Below are 17,900 nucleotides of genomic sequence, written 5' to 3' on the forward strand. Positions count from 1 at the left end.
CCGGGCGTCCTCGTCATCAGGGCGTCCTCACTCGCGTGGACCGCTCAACTTGGTCAGGCTGCTGGTGCAGGCCCCTTTGTTGCTGGCGGAATCTCTGGAGGGCTTCTTCGTCGCTCGGCCAGTTGGTCTGCATCAGGTGCCACTGCTCTGGGGCGGCGCGGATCAGCTCTTCCAAAGCCCAGGCTAGATCCTGGGTGACCCGGGTCACGTCGGCCCGCAAGCGGCCCTGTCGCTCAGCGGGAACCGGAGGGAGCACCACACCCCGGTGGTTGGGACCGTCTTGGTAGACCGCGGCGGGCAGAATCGCCGCGCCGGTCCGCAGAGCGAGGGTGGCTGGGCCGCCGGGCAGCAGGGTGCGCTCACCAAAGAACTCCACCTCCACTCCCCCGCGGCCAACCTGTCGATCGGCGAGCAGGCACACCACCTGCCGGGACCGCAACGACTTGATGAGCACCGAGACCGCGTCCGGACCCAGGGCCACAATGTCGATGCCCATGCGGCGGCGCTCCTCCACCATCCAATCGAACAGCCGGGCGGGCTCGAGCGGCTCGACCACGGAGATCACCGGGTAGCCCGGAATGCGGGCCATCCACGTTCCCGCCCACTCCCAGCCTCCGAGGTGGGGAAGGGCCAGTATAGGGGCCGTGCCGGAGTCGATGGCCTCTTGGATGTAGTTGAACCCCTGGTGGCTGAATCCGGCTTCCACCTCGGCGTCGTCCAGATCGCCGAGCCGGGCGCCGTCGAACCAGTAACGGGCGTAAGACTCGAACGAGGCTCGCACCGCTTGGGCCAGCGCTTCACCTTGCATTTCGGGGCCGCACACCCTCTGGAGGCGGCGCTCGGTGATGAAGCGACGCTCGGGCAGCAACCGGTACGCGCTCCGGCTGATGGCCCGGGTGAGGGCTGCTCCCACTGATCGCGGCAACCGGCGAGCCAGGGCGGCACCGCTGCGGTACAACATCACGTCGGCCGAGAGGCGGCGGGTTCGGTGTATTGGAGCAACCGTCTCGGCAGTGTCGGTCATACTGAATGCAGGGAGTCGGCCTGACGCCAGACCTTGGCAAACCGATAGACGGCGGTGGCGGCAGTGAGGCCCAGCATGGCCCACAGTATGGGGATCAGCACGAAGCTGAAGGCCAAACCGGCCCCGAGCACGAAGAACCGTTCGGCCCGCTCCATGAGGCCGCCCTTGGCGTCGAGCCCGAGCGACTCAGCCTTGGCCCGCAGATAGGAGACCAGCGAGGCCACCGCCATGAGGGCCACTGGCAGCATGAAGATGCGCCCCGGCTCATTGGAGCCCAAGTACCAGGCCACTCCCCCGAACAGCAGGGCGTCGCACACTCGATCGCTGGCCGAGTCGAAGAAGGCGCCCCGGACCGAGCTGCTGCCGGCTGCTTTGGCGATGGGCCCGTCTAGGGCGTCGGAAAGACCGGTGAGGATCAAGAACACCAGCCCGAGGATCAGCTGGCCTCGACCGATGACCACTGCGGCCACCGCAGCCATGACGATGCCGAAGGCGGTAACCCCATCGGCGCTCACGCCCAACCGGCAGAGGACGGCACCAATGGGATCAAGCCCACGATTGACCGCCGAGCGCCAATTGCCGTCGAACATGTGGCTTCTACTCTACTTCTGAGCCTGGACGGAGGTCAGTCCAGTCTTCGGGATTGGACTGCACGAGTTGGTCGATCAGATCGCCGGTGATGCCGTCCACAAACACCAATCCCCGCTGGTCGGGCTGGGGTTCGTTGGAGTAGAGCAGGATGCGCCAAGTGGGGCGGCTGAACCAGCCTCGCCACCCCATTTGGGCCGATGCATGGCCCACGGGAAAGCCCACCGCGCCGGTAGCGATCACCAACGCGTCCGACTCGTCGATCTTCAGCTCCTTCCCGCAGACGAAGCCATACACGGCAAAGACGGCCAAGGCGATAGCTGCGGCCAAGAACCCCCCATTGACCAGGGGACTATCGGAGGCAACGGCCCAAACCACCGTACATACCACTGCGGCAGACAAGTAGATGATGGCCGGGATCCGGCGGCGGCTGTTGTTGGGAAACAGATAGGGGCCGACGTATTCGCTGACGTTCAGCTCCTGGGGCAACTCGTCGGTGATCTCCGCGTCGGACACAACGAAAGGCTACCCACCTTCCCAGGCACTTCTCAGCTTTGACCATGACTCGGCCAGGGGCTCGGGAAGCACTCGAGTCTCGGCCGAGGTTGTCATGAAATTGGTGTCGCCCCGCCAGCGAGGCAAGCAGTGGATGTGCAGATGGCCGGGTATTCCAGCGCCTGCGGCCGCTCCCAAATTGAGGCCCACGTTCACGCCATCGGGGTTGTAGGCCCGGCGAATGGCCGCCACCGCGGCTCGAACGGCGGCCCACAGTTCATCGCTCTCGTTATCGCTGAGATCGGCCAGGTCGGCCGCCGGCCGGTTGGGCACAACCATCAGATGACCACTGCCGTAGGGGAAGGCGTTGAGCACCGCGAAGCAAGTCGCACCCCGCCACAAGATGCCGGTCTCCTCTTCGGGTTCGGGGGCGGCCAGTATCTGCTCGAACAGGGTGGCCTCTCCCGGCTCAGAGCCAGTGTCGGCAATGCCCGCAACGTACTGGCTGCGCCACGGGGCCCACAGGCGCTCGAGCATCAGCGGTGTGTTTCCACATCGTCAGCCAGCCGGGCCGCAAAGTCCTCCAACGGCACGCCCCGCTCGTCGCCGTCGCTGCCCCGGGCGTTCACTCCCACCGTGCCGTGGGCCACGTCGTCGTCGCCCACCACCAGCACGTAGGGCAGCTTCTGGAGCTTGGCCGCCCGGATGCGCCGACCCAGCGGCTCCTGGGCGTCGGCCACCTCCACTCTGAATCCGGCTCGGCTTAGGCGGGCCTCCACGTCGGCGGCATAGTCGCCATGAGAGGCTGCCACCGGCAAGATGGCAGCTTGGACCGGGGCCAGCCAGGCCGGGAACGCACCGCTGCAATGTTCGATGAGCACCCCGAAGAAGCGTTCGATGGCGCCCATGAGGGCGCGGTGGATCATCACTGGCCGGTGGCGGTTGCCGTCGGAGCCCACATATTCGAGTCCGAATCGCTCGGGAAGCTGGAAGTCAACCTGGAGGGTGGACAGCTGCCAACTCCTCCCGATGGCGTCGCGCACATCAATGTCGATCTTGGGTCCGTAGAAGGCGCCACCCCCCTCGTCCAACTCGTATTCCAGCCCGGAGGCCTCCAGCGCTTCTCGGAGGGCCTCGGTGGCCAATTCCCACTCGGCGTCTTCGCCAATCGACTTCTCCAGTGGCCGGGTGGCCAATCGAGCCTCGAATGAGTCGAATCCAAACGCCCTCAGCACCGACAGCACGAACGCCACCAGCGAGGCGATTTCGGCGGGGGCCTGCTCCCGGGTAGCGAATATGTGGCTGTCGTCCTGGGTGAATCCCCGGATGCGCATCAGGCCGTGGACCGCCCCTGACAGCTCGTAGCGGTACACCGTGCCCAGCTCGAATAGTCGAATGGGCAGATCGCGATAGGAGCGCTGGCTGCTCTTGTAGATCAGCACGTGGAAGGGGCAGTTCATCGGCTTGAGGTGGTAGGAGGCGCCGTCCAACTCCATGGGCGGGTACATGCTCTCCCGGTAGAAGTCCAGATGGCCGCTGGTCTCCCACAGATCAGAGCGAGCTATGTGGGGGGTGACTACCGACTGGTAGCCCCCCTCGTCGTGCCGGTCGCGGCTGTAGTCCTCGATGATGCGCCGTACCGCAGCGCCCTTGGGGTGCCATACCGCCAGCCCCGGTCCCAACTCGGTGGGCCACGACAGCAGGTCGAGCTCTCGGGCCAGACGGCGGTGGTCGCGCTTCTCGGCTTCGGCCAGCCGGTGCAGGTGGGCGGCCAGGTCTTTGCGGGTGGCCCAAGCCGTGCCGTAGATGCGCTGCAAGGAGGGGCGACCGGCGTCGCGGCGCCAGTAGGCCCCGGCCACGCTCATCAGCTTGAAGTGCCCCAGACGGCCGGTGGACGGAACGTGAGGACCTCGGCACAGATCGATGAAGGAATCCGAGTTGCGGTAGTAGCTGATCTGGCCGTCGCCGGCCACCTCGTCGGCCAGCTCGTCGGTCGACTGGTTGTTTGCATCGGCATCGGAGGCCATGGCCACCGTCTCGATGATCTCTTGCTTGTAGGGGTGGTCGGTGAAGAGCTCCAAGCCTTCGGCCGCCGACACCTCGTGGCGCTCGAAAGGCTGGTCTGCCTCGATGATCTCCCGCATTCGGTTCTCGATGGCCTCAAGGTCGTCATCGCTGATGGTGGCCCCGTCGGGCAGGTCAAAGTCGTAGTAGAAGCCGTCTTCTATGGGCGGGCCCACCGCGTAGGTGGCTCCGGGGTACATCTCCAGAACCGCCTGGGCCAGCACATGGGCGGTGGAGTGGCGCAACGTTTCCAGGCCGGCGTCGCTGTCGGCAGTGATGATCGCCACCTGCTGGCCGTCGGCTAGCGGACTGTTCAAGTCCACCTCGACATCGTCGACGGTGGCGATCAGCGCCGCCTTGGCCAGACCGGGGCCGATGTCGGCGGCCAAGTCGCCCGCGGTGGCGCCCGAGGAAATGGTGCGCGTGCTGCCGTCGGGGAGAATGACGCTGATTTCAGCCATGGCTCAACAAATTAACCTTTCGGCTTGCCTGTACCCGCCCAATTATCGCGAACGACCCGCTACGAGAGCCGGACGCCGAGCAGTGCGGCTGCCGGTTGAATCCCCTCTGCTGAAGCGGCATCGTCGATGGCCGCGACCGCCGAGGGAGTGTCCAAATCGTTGTCAAGGCAAGCCCGGACCTGCTCGAGGACCGCAGGAGCTGGGTCGGAGCTGCCATCGGCCGCCGCTTGCCAGGCCTCGAGGCGCTCAGCAGCGGCGGGCATGACCGAATCGTCCCACTCCCAGGAATCCCGGTAGTGATGGGCCACAATGGCCAAGCGGATGGCCCGGGGGTCGTACTCCTTCAACAGGTCGGAGACGAACACCAGGTTGCCCAATGACTTGGACATCTTGGCGCCGTCCATCCGCACCATGGCCTGGTGCATCCAGTGGCGCACGAACTGCTTGCCGGTAACCACCTCCGATTGAGCGGCCTCGCACTCGTGATGGGGGTAGATCAGGTCGGATCCTCCTCCGTGAAGATCCACGGTGTCGCCCAGTTCCCGCATCGCCAGCGCCGAGCACTCGATATGCCAGCCGGGACGGCCCGGGCCCCACTTGGAGTCCCAGGCAGGCTCGTCGGGGGCGGACTTCTGCCACAGCACGAAGTCGAGGGGGTTGCGCTTGTTGGGATCGTCGGGGTTGCCCCCGTGTTCGGCAGCCAGGGCCAGCATGGTGTCCCGGTCGAAGTGGCTGACCTGGCCGAATCGGTCGAAGGCGGAGATGTCGAAATACACCGATCCGCCAGCCTGATAGGCGTACCCCCGGTCCAAAACGAGGCCGATCATCTTGCGGATGTCGGCGATGGCCGACGTGGCCCGGGGCTCCGACCAGCACGGCAGCATGTCCAAAGCCTCCATGTCGGAGTCGAACCGGGCGGTCTCGGCCGCGGCCAGATCCAGATAGTGGACGCCTATCTCCCGGGCCTTTCGGAGGATGTCGTCGTCCACGTCGGTGATGTTGCGCACGCAGCGGGTTTCGTGGCCCCGGTCGCGCAGCCGCCGTTGGAGCACGTCGTAGGCCACATAGGTGGCGGCATGGCCCAAGTGGGTGGCGTCGTAGGGGGTGATGCCGCAGGTGTACATGGCCACCACCGGTCCCGGCTCAAACGGCACCACTGCCTGACGAGCAGTGTCGTAGAGGCGCATCGGACCCGACGGGGATGCGGCCGGAGATGGGGAGGAGGGCATGGCCGACGGGCTCAGCCGTCTTCGAGGCCCAACCCAGTGAAGCGGACCGCCACCCGGGTCTTGTAGCGGACGTTCAATTGAAGCAGCACAGCGGTAAAGGCCTCGACCGGGCTCGCGCCCGACAGCGGACCGGCGTCGAGGGCACGGACACCGGGGAGCTTGTTCATGACTTCCATGGTGGTGACGGTGGCCTCGGGATGGTCGGAGCACACCAGCACGTCGCAGTCCACGGGCCGGCTGAGGTCGCCCAGATCATGGGCTGGCACATGGTGGAGGGCGCCCGATACCAGGGCTTGGGGTACCGCAGCCTGCACCGCCGCCGCGATCGAGCCCCGGGAGGGCATCAGCGGCTGGAACTCCCGGCCCATCTTGGCCAGTGCGTTGGCCATGCTGATGACCACCTTGCCGGCCAGCTCATCGGCCACGGTGGCCGCAGTGGCCGCGGCGGCATCCCAGGGGGTGGCCACCACCACCACGTCGCAAGACGCGGCACCGGGATTGGCCGAACCGGTCAGGGGGAGCTGGCGGTCGGGCCATTCCGCCAACAAGCCCTCGCAGATCTCGGCGGCCCGCTCCGCCGAACGCGACCCCACCACGGTCTCGATTCCCACCGATGCCAACCGGACAGCCAAGGCGCGGCCCGCCGGTCCTGTGCCTCCGAGAATCCCGATCCGCATCGGCCTAACGGTATAGGAGGTGTACTCCCGAACCCACATAGGACCATGTCAAGGCGAGTAGCCTCCAACGATTATGGGACTCCTCGACGGGAAACGGATTCTGGTCACCGGTGTTCTAACCGATGCCTCGCTGGCCTTCGGAATCGCCTCGCTGGCCGCCGTTGAGGGTGCGGAACTGGTGCTGACCGGCGCGGGGCGGGGCCTGAGCCTCACCGAGCGAACCGCCCGCAAGCTGCCAGGCTCACCACCGGTGCTGCCCTTCGACGTAACCGACCCCGACCATCCCGCCGCACTGCGAGACGAGCTAGCCGACCGGTGGGGGTCGGTGGATGGTGCCGTTCACGCCATCGGGTTCGCCCCCGAGGTGTGCTTGGGTGACGACTTCATGGCCGCGGGATGGGACGACGTGAAGGTGGCCTTGGAGATCTCGGCCTATTCGCTCAAGACCTTGGCCGAGGTGGTGGTGCCTCTCATGGACGACGGCGGCTCGATCGTGGGGCTCGATTTTGACGCCACTGTGGCCTGGCCCTTCTACAACTGGATGGGGGTGGCCAAGGCAGCCTTCGAGTCCACCGCCCGATACCTGGCCCGCTCGCTCGGCGACCAGGGCATCCGGGTGAACCTGGTGGCCGCCGGGCCGATCCGCACCATGGCCGCCCGCTCCATTCCCAGCTTCGAGGTGTTCGAGGACACTTGGGGTGACAAGGCCCCGCTGGGCTGGGATGTCAAGGACAGCTCAGCGGTGGCCAAGGCCGCGGTGGCCCTATTGTCGGACTGGTTCCCGATGACCACGGGCGAGATGGTCCATGTGGACGGCGGCTACCACGCCATGGGCGCCTGATTCTCGATCGGCCTAGCCGTCGGCCAGGGGGAGGACGAAGTCGTCGGCGAAGCGGTTTATGGCATCCCGGTAGGCCGATGCGTTTTCCAAAAGGCCCGCCCGGTTGTCAGTGCTGACGTCTTCGAGCTCGGCCCAGGGAAGGGCGTACAACCCGGTAATGCCCAACTCCTCTTCTGCTCGGCGGTAGAGATCCAGTGAAGGCGGCTCGTAGAAGCCGGAGATGATGTCGAAGTGGTCGTCGGCCCGGCCCTCCTCGGCCAGCAGCGCGCGCAACCGGGCCACGATGCCCGCCAGGGTGTCCCAGTCGTAGGCGTTGCCCACCCAGCCGTCGGCGTGGCGGGCCGCCCGGCGCAACGCCGGCCCGGAATGGCCGCCAGTATAGATGGGGATGGGCTGGTCGGGCGCCGGACCCATCATCATCGGCGGGATGTCGTAGAACTCGCCGTGGAACTCCACCCAGCCCGGCTTCCACAGCGCCCGCAGAGCCTCGATCATCTCGTTGGTGCGGGGGCCGCGATTGTCGAAGTCCTGGCCCATCAGCTCGAACTCCTCGCGCATCCAGCCCGCGGCCATTCCCAGCGCCACCCGATTGCCGGAGATCACTGCGGCAGTGGACACCTGCTTGGCCACCGAGAGGATGGGTCGGTTTGGGGCGATGAAGATGTTGTTGGAAAAGTGCAGGCGCTCGGTGGCGCCGATCATCGCCCCGATGGTCACCCAGGTGTCGGGCCAGGACGTCTCCGGGTCCCAGATAGGGCGTCCGTCCTCATAGGGCGAGTACGGGTACGGGCTGTTGAGGTCTTGGGGATAGAAGATGTGATCCGATAGCACCATGCCGTGGTATCCGGCTTCATCAACCATTTGGGCAATGGGCACCAGCTCAGTGCTCTTCATGAACGCGGTCACGCACCAGAATTTCATGCCGCCATTATGGCCCCTGCGCACGGTCGGTCTCGTCGAAGAGGTCGCCGACCAGCACTTCCAGCACATCCTCCAGGGTGACCAGGCCGACAGTGCGGCGGTGGGCGCCCTGGCGGACCACAGCCAGATGGCGTCGGCTGCCCTGCATCAGTACCAGCGCTCCCTCCAAGGAGGTCTCCTCCTCGATGGCCGGCACAACCCTGATCAGCTCGTCGCCGAGAGGCTGCGACGCCCGATCACCGGTCATATCGAGGAGGTCCTTGGCGTGGACGAACCCGACCACCTGATCGGGCGAGCCGTTCTGGACCAAGACCCGGGAGTGGCCGCTGGCGTTCATCACATCAAGAACCTCCTCCACCGTGGCCTCCCTCTCCACCGCCACGATCCGCTCGCGAGGCACCATCACGGCCCGCACCGGTCGAGCGGCCAGCTCCAGCGCGCTAGACAGCAGCGTCCGGTCGAACTCGTCCAACAGCCCCTCGGCGGCCGAGTGTTCCACTAGGGCAGCAAACTCCTGGGGGGTACGGGCGGTGGGCAGTTCGTCGACGGGCTCCACCCTGCACAGCCGCACCATCCCCCGGCTGATGCGGTTCAGCAGCCCGATGAGCGGACCGAAGACGATGGCATAGAGGCGGTTCATTGGGGCCAACCACATGGCGGTGCGCTCGGCACCGGCCAGGGCGATGTTCTTGGGGACCATCTCCCCCAGAACCATGTGCAGGTACACCACCAGGGCCAGCGACACCGCGAACGAGATGGTGTGCAGCACCCCGGAGGGCAGATGCACGAAGGATTCCACCGCTCGCTCGATGAGGCGGGCCACCGCCGGCTCCGCCACGAAGCCCAATCCCAGCGACGCCATGGTGATGCCGAGCTGGGCGCCGGCCAACTGCCGGTTGAGGTCGCTCATGGCCGCCAATGCCATCCGGGCCCGGCGGTTGCCGGCCTCGGCCAACGGCTCCAGGCGGGACCGTCGGGCGGCGATGAGCGCGAACTCCACCGCCACGAACCCGGCATTGGCCACCAGCAGCACCACCGCAATCGCGATGTACAGCGCGGTCACTGGCCTGCTCGAATCTGACGGGTTGGGTGGCCAGAGGCCACCCGGCGCAAGCGGACAGCGTCGATGCGGTGCCGGTCGACCGATTCGATCTGGAACTCCCAGCCCTGGAAGCGGAACACCTCGCCCGCAGCGGGGATCCGCTGAAGGTAGTCCAAGATGAAACCGGCCAGGGTCTCGTAGTCACCGTCGGGCACGCGAAACCCGGTCATGTCCTCCAGTTCGTCGGGATGGATCCCGGCCTGGATCACCAGTTCTCCGGCCTCGCGGGCTACCGCCGGGGGCTCGGTGTCGTCGTGCTCGTCGGCAATCTCCCCCACGATCTCCTCTACCAAGTCCTCCTGGGTGACGATGCCCGCAGTGCCGCCGTGCTCGTCCAAGACCACGGCCAGGGGACTCCGCTGGGATCTCATGTCCAACAGCAGAGAGCGCAGATTCCGGGTCTCGGGCACGACCAGCGGCGATCGCATGATTGCCGACACCGGCGTGGAGGACCACTTCCCGGTCGGCACCTCGTACACGTTCTTGACCAAGGCCACGCCCACCACATCGTCGATATCGGCGCCGATGACCGGAAAGCGGGAGTACCCCGTCTGGCCGGACAGCGAGACCAGGTCGGCCACCGATTGGTGGTGCTCGATGGCGACCACCGACACCCGGGGTACCAGAACGTCGGCGGCATCGTGCTCGGCAAAGCGAATCGCCCGGGTCAACAAGCGAGCTCGGGCCGGGCGCATCGACCCCTCTTGGCCCGAGGATCGGATCAGCCAGGCCAACTCCTCGCGGGAGCGGGCCTCACTCAACTCCTCTGTGGGCTCGATCCCCAACCGGGTTACCACCCAATTGGCCGAACCGTCCAACAGGCGGATGAACGGCCGGGTGACCGCGGTGAAGCCCCTCATGGGGGCGGCCAAGCGCATGGCCGTGGACTGCGGGCGGGCAATGGCCAAGGTCTTGGGCACCAGCTCCCCCAAGACCATCTGAACAACCACGGCGATGATCAGCGCCGCGGCGATGGACAACCCGGTGGCAGCGCCCTCGGAGATGCGTTCGGCCACCGGCTCCAGGGCCTCGGCGATGGACGGCCGGGCGATGAAGCCCAGCGCCAGCGAGGTGACGGTGATGCCGAACTGCGCCCCGGACAACTGGAACGACAGGGTTTTGAGCAGCGACAGGGTGGCCCGGGCGGCCCGTCGGCCCTCGGTGGCCAGCCGCTCGATGCGAATCCGGTCAACTGCCACCAGGGCGAACTCGACGGCCACGAAAACCGCGTTGGCTCCGATCAGAAGCGCAGCGGCCACCAGCCCCACTGAGGTGGTCCAGCTCATGGGCTACCGAATACCAGGAATGGGGCAACTACCAGGCACAGGGCTTGGCATCGGCCATATTCTTTAGAGAGACTAAACATGTGAGTCTCAAACCATCGCCGTCTCGAGTGGCGCTAGAGGCAGCTCAGGCGGCGACGCGCCTCGCCCGCCAAGTGGCGGTGGCGCTGGGAGACCTGGACTTGTCACCCTCCCAGTATCGCCTGCTGCTGTTCCTTTCGGAAGGAAACGCGGCTGCTTCGGCTGTGGCCGGACGGCTGGCGGTGAGCCGGCCCAGCGTGACCGCCCTGGCCGACGGGTTGGAGAGGCGGGGTCTGCTCCAGCGGAAATCCGACCCGGCCGACCGTCGCAAAGTAGCCCATGAGCTGACCGAGGCAGGACGAGAAGCGCTCGCTGCGGCCGATGCCGCAGTGGCCGAGCGGATCACCAGGATCGCCTCCCACCTCGACGATGACCAGACCGATCGGGCGATGGACGGGCTGGCCCTTTGGAATGAGGCGCTGAACCGGTATCGAACCGCTATGGAGACCCAGCAGTGACCGCGGTTGACGTCGGACCAGTCGGCACCCCTGATTTTGAGCCGGTCGCGGTAGGGGCCCAATACGACCCGCCCCCGGCAGGCATCGACCCCGACCAAACCAAGGGCTGGATGAAGCGGCTCTGGCCATTGGTAGGGGCCTACCGCCGGACAATGCTGATCGGCGTGGTTACCGGCGTGGTGGCACTGGCCATCCAAGCGGCAGTCCCGGCATTGGGCCGCTCGGCGGTGGACGCGGCCATCGAAGGCAACCGCCAGGCGCTGTGGATCGTCTTCGGACTCACCGCCGCCTTCGGCATCGGGCGGCTGGTGTTCGGCGGGGTCTACCGCTACCAGTTGTTCAAGCTGGGCTGGAACGTGGAGACCGACCTGCGGGCCATCATGTACGAGCACCTGACCCGGCTGTCGTTCTCGTATTACGACCGCACCCAGTCGGGAGAGGTCATCTCCCGAGCCAACAGTGACATCCGCTCGCTGCAATTGCTGCTCGCCTTCGGACCTCTCGTCAGCATGAACGTGCTGATGTTCGTGATGGCCCTGGGGTTCATGCTGTACGTCCACCCCTGGCTGGCGCTGGTGGCGCTGGCCCCGCTGCCCGGGGTCTACTGGTTCGGCCTGAAGTTCCGCAATGAGGTATTCCCGCTGTCGTGGGTGACGCAGGCCCGCATGGCCGATTTGGCCACCATTGTGGACGAGAACGTGAACGGCACCCGAGTGGTGAAGTCGTTCGCCGCCGAAGAGCGCCAGATCGCCCTGCTGGGCCGGTCGGCCCAGCGCATCCAGTGGACCAACGTGGAGATCGCCAACAGCCGATCCCGCTGGAATCCCCTCATCGAGTCGCTGCCGCGGCTGGGCACCGCCATGGTGGTGCTCTACGGCGGCTGGCTGGCCATCGAGGGGGTGGTGTCGATCGGGACGCTGCTGGCGTTCAGCGCCTACGTGATCATGCTCCAGGTTCCGTTCCGCATGGCGGGGTTCATGCTCATGCAGGGCCAGCGGGCCAGCGCGGCGGCCCAGCGTATCTATGAGATCCTCGACGAGGAACCCGAGATCGTCGACTCCCCGACCGCCGTCGACATCGTGCACCCCCGAGGGCAGGTGGACTTCGAGCAGGTCAGCTTCGGCTACAACCCCGAGACCCCGGTGCTCGACGATTTCACCCTGCACATAGAACCAGGCGAGCGGGTGGCCATCGTGGGCAGCACGGGATCCGGCAAGTCGACCGTGGCCCGGCTCCTAGACCGGTTCTACGACGTGGACGGCGGCTCGGTTCGCGTCGACGGGCTCGATGTGAGGGAAGTGACTTTGCGAAGCCTGCGCCACACCGTCGGACTGGTGCTGGACGAGCCGTTCCTGTTCTCGGCGTCGGTCCACAACAACATCGCCTACGGCCGCCCTGACGCGTCCCGCTCCGATGTCGTCGCCGCCGCGGTGGCCGCCCAGGCCCATGGCTTCATAAGCGAATTGACCCACGGCTACGACTCGGTGGTCGGCGAGCGGGGCTACACCTTGTCGGGTGGTCAGCGCCAGCGCATCGCCATCGCCCGGACGCTTTTGGCCAACCCCAAGGTGCTGGTGCTCGACGACGCCACCAGCGCCATCGACGTGACCGTGGAGGAGGCCATCCACACCGCCCTGCAAGAGCTGATGGCCAATCGCACCACCATCATCATCGCCCACCGCCTGTCCACTATCAGCCTGGCTGAACGGGTGGTGGTGATCGATCAGGGCCGGGTGGCCAACATGGGCACCCACGCCGAGCTTCTCGCCACCGATCCCCACTACGTGGAGATTCTGGCCCGCCATAGCGACGATGAAATGGGCGACGTTTCGGGCAACGGCGACGGCGACCGCACCAGGCGCCGCGCCCCGGACGCGGAGGTGGGCCGCAGCCGAACCGGGTTCTCCGACGGGACCGGCGACCCCTGGCTCTTCGGGAACGGGCGCTAGCGGTGGGCTGGGGAGGGTATTTCGGCGGGCCCCAGGCCCAGAGCGCGGCCCGCGACGCCGGGCTCCCCCATGCCGGAGTGCCCGGCAACCTGCGAGTCCAGGTGGAGGAGGTGCTCAGGAAGGAGCCGGAGTATCCCCCGGTAGATGTCGACTTCAGCCACCGCCAGCCCGCCGACCCGCCCCTCACCCTGCGCACCCTGCTGTGGCCCTTCCGGCGCCAGTTGGCCATCGCGCTGCTGTTGGTGGTGATCGAGTCGGCCATGATGCAGACAGGGCCGCTGCTGGCCCAGATCGGCATCGACCACGGCGTGCGGTCGGGCAACGTCCAGGTGCTCATGGTGGTGGCCGCGGTGTTCTTGAGCACGGTGGTGGCCCATGCCTTCAGCTCGTCTTGGCGCATCCGCTATACCGGCAAGCTGGGCGAGCGGCTGATGTACGCCCTGCGGATGCGGGTGTTCTCCCACTACCAGCGGCTGTCACTGGACTTCTTCACCAGGGAGAAGGCGGGCGTGCTGATGACCCGCATGACCAGCGACATCGAGGCCCTGACCGTGCTGTTCCAAGAGGGCCTGGTGAACTTCGCGGTGCAAACGCTGGTGCTCGCGGTGATCACCGGTGTGTTGTTCTACCTGAATCCGCTGCTGGCGGTGCTGACCCTCGTGATCGTGGTGCCGGGCACGTTCGTGCTCAGCATCTGGTTCCGGAGGGTGTCCAACCTGTACTACGGGCTGGTGCGGGACCGTATCGCCGATGTGCTGGCCGATTTGCAGGAGAGCCTGGCCGGCATCCGGGTGATCACCGCCCACAACCGCCGACGCCACAACGTGGTCCACCACAACAACGTGGTGGGGCGGCACAAGGACGCCAACTTGGCCGGAGTGCGGGCGGCATCCATCTACGCCCCCACCACTGAGGCCATTGTGATCATCGGCCAGGCCCTCCTCGTGGTGATCGGCGGGACCATGGTGATCAACGGGAGTCTGACCCCCGGCGAGCTCACCGCCTTCGTGCTGTACCTAACCTTTTTCTTCGCCCCCATCCAGCAGCTCGTGCAGCTCTACAACGGCTACCAGCAAGGGCAGGCTTCGGCCAAGAAGCTGCGCGAGGTGCTGATGAACGAGCCCTCGGTCATAGAGGCCCCCGATGCCGTGGAACTGCCCGCCATCGAGGGAGAGATCACTCTCGACCAAGTGAGCTTCGGCTATGAGGACGACACCCCGGTGCTGCACGACGTGAGCTTGCGGCTGGCACCGGGCGAGAGCCTGGCGGTGGTCGGGCCCACCGGGGCGGGCAAGTCCACGGTGGCCAAGCTCATCGCCCGGTTCTACGACCCCCAGCAGGGAACGGTCTGCATCGACGGCCACGACCTTCGCACGGTCTCGCTGCCCTCGCTCCGCCGCCAGTTGGGAGTTGTACCCCAGGAGCCCTTCCTGTTCTACGGATCCATCCGCGACAACGTGGCCTTCGCCCGTCCTGAGGCATCGATGGCCGAGGTGTTGGAAGCCTGTCGGGTGGTGGGGTTGACCGAGCTTCTGGAGCGGCTGCCCGATGACGTACACTCCCAGGTCCACGAGCGGGGAGCATCCCTGTCGGCCGGCGAGCGGCAGCTGCTGGCGCTGGCCCGGGCGTTTCTGGCCCGGCCCCGGGTGCTGGTGCTGGACGAGGCCACCTCCAACCTCGACCTGCGATCGGAGTCGAAGATCGAGGCCGCGTTGGACGTGGTGCTGGAGGGGCGGACGGCCATCATCATCGCCCACCGGCTGGCCACCGCCATGCGAGCCGACCGGATCGCAGTGGTGGAAGACGGCAGGATCACCGAGATCGGCACCCACGATGAGCTAGTGGCCCAAGGCGGCCACTACGCCGACATGTACGCCACCTGGATGGCCCACGCCAACTGAGCATCATGGGCAACCAGACGCGGACTTTGGCGCTGCGGATGACCGGAGTGGGCACCGAATGACCCCGCTGCGGATGACCGGAGTGGGATTCACTCGCGATAAGCGGCCCATCCTCGCCGACGTGGACTGGAAAGTGGCGTCCGATCAGCGGTGGGTGGTGCTGGGGGCCAATGGCAGCGGCAAGACCTCGCTGCTGCGCATCGCCGCACTCTACGAGCACCCCACCACGGGGTCCGTTGAGGTGTTGGGCCAGCGGCTGGGCGAGGTGGACGTGCGCCGGCTGCGGCATCGGGTGGGGTTCGTATCACCTGCGCTGGCCCAGATGCTGAGGCCCCATCTGAAGGCGGTCGATGTGGTGATGACCGCCCGCCACGGCGCCTTGGAGCCGTGGTGGCACGACTACACCGATGACGACCGGGAGCGGGCGGCATTGCTGCTGGAGCAGTTGGGAGCGGGGGGGCTGGGCGACCGAACCATCGCCACCTTGTCGTCGGGCGAGCGCCAGCGGGTGCAGATCGCCCGCAGTCTGATGACCGACCCCGGCCTGGTGCTGCTGGACGAGCCCGCCTCCACCCTGGACTTGGGCGGCCGAGAGATGCTGGTGACCGACTTCACCCGCCTGGCCGCCGACCCCGCCGCCCCTCCCCTGGTGATGGTCACCCACCGCACCGAGGAGATCCCCGCCAGCTTCACCCACGTACTGTTGCTGCGAGAGGGACGTGTGCTGGCCCAGGGCCCCCTGGAAGAAGTGCTGACCTCCGATTCCCTCTCAGCCTGCTTCGGCCTCCCCCTAGAACTAGAGCACCGCAACGGCCGCTGGCACTCCCAAGCTCGTTGACGCTGCGGTTGATGATCCTGTTACACTGACCCCAAGCTTCCCCCTGCATAGAGCCCTCTAAGGAGGACTTGTGGAACAAGCCATACTCGCCATGCTGGGGATCATTATCACCTTGGTGCTGTACCTCGACCGCGGCCGTCGATCCGACATCGCCCTGCTTCGCGCCGACAATGCCAAGCTCCGCGACGACATGACTGAAGGCTTCAAGGAAGTGCGTGCCGAAGCGCGCTCGGACAACACCAAGCTCCGCGACGACATGACTGAAGGCTTCAGAGAGGTCAACACCCGGCTCGACAAGCTCACCGGAGTCGTCATGGACCTTTGCCACCGGGTGGGCCGCCTCGAGGGCCGAGCCGAAGTCTCGGAGCCCGGTCCCGACTCTTCCCAATAGCGGCGGACGTCCGACCTCCGCCAAGTTGTCACTGCTGCGATGTAACTTCGATAGGTGGATTCTGCGCGGCGTCGGCAATCGACGGCGACCTCTAATTTCGGAGTGAGCCGACGGGAAGGTCATGATGCCTCCGCGTTCTACAAGCGGTTTCCGGTACCGGAAATCAGCGAGGACTCCGAAATCGCCCCCCATGCCTGTGTCGACCAACTCTGGGTGGGTGACGCCCGCGACATGGATGCCCACGGAGACATAGCTGACAACTCGGTGGCGCTTGTAGTCACGTCACCTCCATATTTTGCCGGCAAGGAGTACGAGGAGGCAGTAGGTGAGGGCCAAATCCCTGCCGATTACTTCTCTTTTCTCGACATGCTGGAAGAGGTGTTCGCCGAGTGCGTGCGCAAGCTGGAGCCGGGGGGTCGCATCGCAGTAAATGTGGCCAACTTAGGGCGCCGCCCTTACCGCTCCTTATCGGCCGACGTCATCGCAATACTCCAAGACCGCCTAGGGCTGCTGCTTCGTGGTGAAGTCATTTGGCGAAAGGCCCAGGGTGCCAGCGGGAGCTGCGCCTGGGGCAGCTTCCAGCGACCGGGCAATCCTGTGCTACGAGATGTCACTGAAAGAGTGGTAATTGCCTCCAAGGGGCGATTCGATAGAGCCATTAGCGCGCCAGAACGAGCCGAATTGGACCTGCCCTCTTTAGGCACTGCCTTCGTGGACGAGTTCATGGAGGCCACCACTGACGTATGGGAGATACGAACTGAGTCCGCTAAGCGGTTGGGACATCCAGCGCCGTTCCCAGTGGAATTGCCCGAACGGCTGATTGATCTCTACACCTACCGGGGCGACTTGGTGCTGGACCCGTTCATGGGCGCTGGAACGACTGCGGTGGCCGCAGTTCGAACCAAGCGTCACTACGTTGGTTTCGATACCGAGGCTGAGTACATCTCGATAGCTGAAGAACGAGTCTCTGAAGAGCGAAAAAAGCAGTCTGAGAAGCACCCAAGAGAGCTGAACTGGGAGGTCACGGTCTCGCCATCACGAAACGGCAATCTGCACCTATTTGAAGACCTTGACGACGAACCAGCATCAACGCGCTTGGGCGGCAGAACTTCGAACAACGGGGCTGGCACCGTAGAGGACATTGATTTCCAGGCGCGGGCAGGTCAGCAAGGCCGCAAGGCTCAAGAAATGGCTCGTGAGATCCTGAGGAAATGCGGCTTTAGCCACATTGAGGAAAAGATCCGTTTTCCGAGCGGAGTGGAGATCAATTTTCAAGCCGTTGACAGGAAAGGGCAAAAGTGGCTGTTTGACGTGTCTGGAGCGTTCAGCGTCACAAAACGCCCTGGGCTGCGCCGTACGGACACGCTCTGGAAGGCACTGGGCAAAGCGTGTGTCCTGCACGCCAACGAACAAAACCCGCCCTTGGTCCTGTTGACCACTGACCGACCGGCCTCTGGCAGCTCCGGAAATCGGGCACTCGAAGCAGTTACCGGCCCCACGCAACCGATCCATGACGTGATCGGAATGCTCAACCCTGACGACCTGGCCCGCCTCGAAAAGCTGGCCCGCGGCGAGTCCTGACACCGGGCGACTTCGG

17 protein-coding genes are annotated in these 17,900 nt (G+C 65.8%); 7 read left to right on the top strand and 10 right to left on the bottom strand.

What is annotated here, in order from left to right:
• Positions 1 to 16: 16 nt before the first annotated feature.
• Genes ACOQPI_RS15690 through npdG form a run of 7 tightly spaced genes read right to left on the bottom strand, consistent with a single transcriptional unit; the run spans position 17 to position 6,538 of the window.
• On the bottom strand, positions 17 to 1,024 hold the full coding sequence (locus ACOQPI_RS15690) for a phosphatidylinositol mannoside acyltransferase (RefSeq protein ID WP_420620552.1): 1,008 nt from the start codon (positions 1,022 to 1,024) through the stop codon (positions 17 to 19).
• The gene (locus ACOQPI_RS15695) at positions 1,021 to 1,614 is read right to left on the bottom strand and encodes a CDP-alcohol phosphatidyltransferase family protein (RefSeq protein ID WP_420620553.1); all 594 of its coding nucleotides are present in this window, start codon (positions 1,612 to 1,614) and stop codon (positions 1,021 to 1,023) included. The genes ACOQPI_RS15690 and ACOQPI_RS15695 overlap by 4 nt, the downstream gene beginning before the upstream one ends.
• 7 nt (positions 1,615 to 1,621) lie before the next feature.
• Positions 1,622 to 2,128, bottom strand: coding sequence for a hypothetical protein (locus ACOQPI_RS15700; RefSeq protein ID WP_420620554.1), 507 nt, complete (start codon positions 2,126 to 2,128; stop codon positions 1,622 to 1,624).
• Between the two features lie 9 nt (positions 2,129 to 2,137).
• Positions 2,138 to 2,644 carry an HIT domain-containing protein gene (locus ACOQPI_RS15705; protein WP_420620555.1) on the bottom strand — a complete coding sequence of 169 codons (507 nt, stop codon included), beginning with the start codon at positions 2,642 to 2,644 and terminating at the stop codon, positions 2,138 to 2,140.
• Positions 2,644 to 4,632: a threonine--tRNA ligase gene (gene thrS, locus ACOQPI_RS15710; RefSeq protein ID WP_420620556.1), complete on the bottom strand. Its 1,989-nt coding sequence runs from the start codon at positions 4,630 to 4,632 to the stop codon at positions 2,644 to 2,646. The genes ACOQPI_RS15705 and thrS overlap by 1 nt, the downstream gene beginning before the upstream one ends.
• 59 nt (positions 4,633 to 4,691) lie before the next feature.
• On the bottom strand, positions 4,692 to 5,861 hold the full coding sequence (gene cysS, locus ACOQPI_RS15715) for a cysteine--tRNA ligase (RefSeq protein WP_420620557.1): 1,170 nt from the start codon (positions 5,859 to 5,861) through the stop codon (positions 4,692 to 4,694).
• A gap of 11 nt (positions 5,862 to 5,872) precedes the next feature.
• On the bottom strand, positions 5,873 to 6,538 hold the full coding sequence (gene npdG / locus ACOQPI_RS15720) for an NADPH-dependent F420 reductase (RefSeq protein ID WP_420620558.1): 666 nt from the start codon (positions 6,536 to 6,538) through the stop codon (positions 5,873 to 5,875).
• A gap of 73 nt (positions 6,539 to 6,611) precedes the next feature.
• Between npdG and fabI the strand changes: the two genes are divergently transcribed.
• Positions 6,612 to 7,379, top strand: coding sequence for an enoyl-ACP reductase FabI (fabI, locus tag ACOQPI_RS15725; RefSeq protein ID WP_420620559.1), 768 nt, complete (start codon positions 6,612 to 6,614; stop codon positions 7,377 to 7,379).
• A gap of 12 nt (positions 7,380 to 7,391) precedes the next feature.
• Here fabI and ACOQPI_RS15730 read toward each other — a convergent pair whose 3' ends face one another.
• Genes ACOQPI_RS15730 through ACOQPI_RS15740 form a run of 3 tightly spaced genes read right to left on the bottom strand, consistent with a single transcriptional unit; the run spans position 7,392 to position 10,688 of the window.
• Positions 7,392 to 8,300, bottom strand: coding sequence for a TIGR03619 family F420-dependent LLM class oxidoreductase (locus ACOQPI_RS15730; RefSeq protein WP_420620560.1), 909 nt, complete (start codon positions 8,298 to 8,300; stop codon positions 7,392 to 7,394).
• Positions 8,301 to 8,307: 7 nt separating this feature from the next.
• A complete protein-coding gene (locus ACOQPI_RS15735; RefSeq protein WP_420620561.1) occupies positions 8,308 to 9,363 on the bottom strand; it encodes a hemolysin family protein in 1,056 nt (351 codons plus the stop codon).
• The gene (locus ACOQPI_RS15740) at positions 9,360 to 10,688 is read right to left on the bottom strand and encodes a hemolysin family protein (protein WP_420620562.1); all 1,329 of its coding nucleotides are present in this window, start codon (positions 10,686 to 10,688) and stop codon (positions 9,360 to 9,362) included. Before ACOQPI_RS15740 ends, ACOQPI_RS15735 begins: the two co-directional genes overlap by 4 nt.
• 80 nt (positions 10,689 to 10,768) lie before the next feature.
• Here ACOQPI_RS15740 and ACOQPI_RS15745 point away from each other — a divergent pair, with 80 nt between their 5' ends.
• The 6 genes from ACOQPI_RS15745 (at position 10,769) to ACOQPI_RS15770 (ending at position 17,884) form a co-directional block, all read left to right on the top strand.
• Complete coding sequence (locus ACOQPI_RS15745) at positions 10,769 to 11,224, top strand: MarR family winged helix-turn-helix transcriptional regulator (protein ID WP_420620563.1); 456 nt, start codon at positions 10,769 to 10,771, stop codon at positions 11,222 to 11,224.
• The gene (locus ACOQPI_RS15750; protein WP_420620564.1) at positions 11,221 to 13,173 is read left to right on the top strand and encodes an ABC transporter ATP-binding protein; all 1,953 of its coding nucleotides are present in this window, start codon (positions 11,221 to 11,223) and stop codon (positions 13,171 to 13,173) included. The genes ACOQPI_RS15745 and ACOQPI_RS15750 overlap by 4 nt, the downstream gene beginning before the upstream one ends.
• Positions 13,174 to 13,175: 2 nt before the next feature.
• Complete coding sequence (locus ACOQPI_RS15755) at positions 13,176 to 15,074, top strand: ABC transporter ATP-binding protein (protein ID WP_420620565.1); 1,899 nt, start codon at positions 13,176 to 13,178, stop codon at positions 15,072 to 15,074.
• 58 nt (positions 15,075 to 15,132) lie between these two features.
• Positions 15,133 to 15,912, top strand: coding sequence for an ABC transporter ATP-binding protein (locus tag ACOQPI_RS15760; RefSeq protein WP_420620566.1), 780 nt, complete (start codon positions 15,133 to 15,135; stop codon positions 15,910 to 15,912).
• Positions 15,913 to 15,982: 70 nt separating this feature from the next.
• Positions 15,983 to 16,303, top strand: a complete 321-nt coding sequence (locus ACOQPI_RS15765) for a hypothetical protein (protein ID WP_420620567.1) — start codon at positions 15,983 to 15,985, stop codon at positions 16,301 to 16,303.
• 102 nt (positions 16,304 to 16,405) lie between these two features.
• Positions 16,406 to 17,884, top strand: coding sequence for a DNA-methyltransferase (locus ACOQPI_RS15770; protein WP_420620568.1), 1,479 nt, complete (start codon positions 16,406 to 16,408; stop codon positions 17,882 to 17,884).
• Positions 17,885 to 17,900 lie beyond the last annotated feature (16 nt).

The organism is Candidatus Poriferisocius sp. (genome assembly GCF_965219815.1).
In the GTDB taxonomy this organism is placed as follows: Bacteria; Actinomycetota; Acidimicrobiia; order Acidimicrobiales; family Bin134; genus Poriferisocius.

Coding starts and splice junctions, on each gene's coding strand:
- ACOQPI_RS15690 (WP_420620552.1), bottom strand. CDS start 1,024: ATGACCGACACTGCCGAGACGGTTGCTCCAATACACCGAACCCGCCGC.
- ACOQPI_RS15695 (WP_420620553.1), bottom strand. CDS start 1,614: ATGTTCGACGGCAATTGGCGCTCGGCGGTCAATCGTGGGCTTGATCCC.
- ACOQPI_RS15705 (WP_420620555.1), bottom strand. CDS start 2,644: ATGCTCGAGCGCCTGTGGGCCCCGTGGCGCAGCCAGTACGTTGCGGGC.
- thrS (WP_420620556.1), bottom strand. CDS start 4,632: ATGGCTGAAATCAGCGTCATTCTCCCCGACGGCAGCACGCGCACCATT.
- cysS (WP_420620557.1), bottom strand. CDS start 5,861: ATGCCCTCCTCCCCATCTCCGGCCGCATCCCCGTCGGGTCCGATGCGC.
- npdG (WP_420620558.1), bottom strand. CDS start 6,538: ATGCGGATCGGGATTCTCGGAGGCACAGGACCGGCGGGCCGCGCCTTG.
- fabI (WP_420620559.1), top strand. CDS start 6,612: ATGGGACTCCTCGACGGGAAACGGATTCTGGTCACCGGTGTTCTAACC.
- ACOQPI_RS15730 (WP_420620560.1), bottom strand. CDS start 8,300: ATGAAATTCTGGTGCGTGACCGCGTTCATGAAGAGCACTGAGCTGGTG.
- ACOQPI_RS15740 (WP_420620562.1), bottom strand. CDS start 10,688: ATGAGCTGGACCACCTCAGTGGGGCTGGTGGCCGCTGCGCTTCTGATC.
- ACOQPI_RS15760 (WP_420620566.1), top strand. CDS start 15,133: ATGACCCCGCTGCGGATGACCGGAGTGGGATTCACTCGCGATAAGCGG.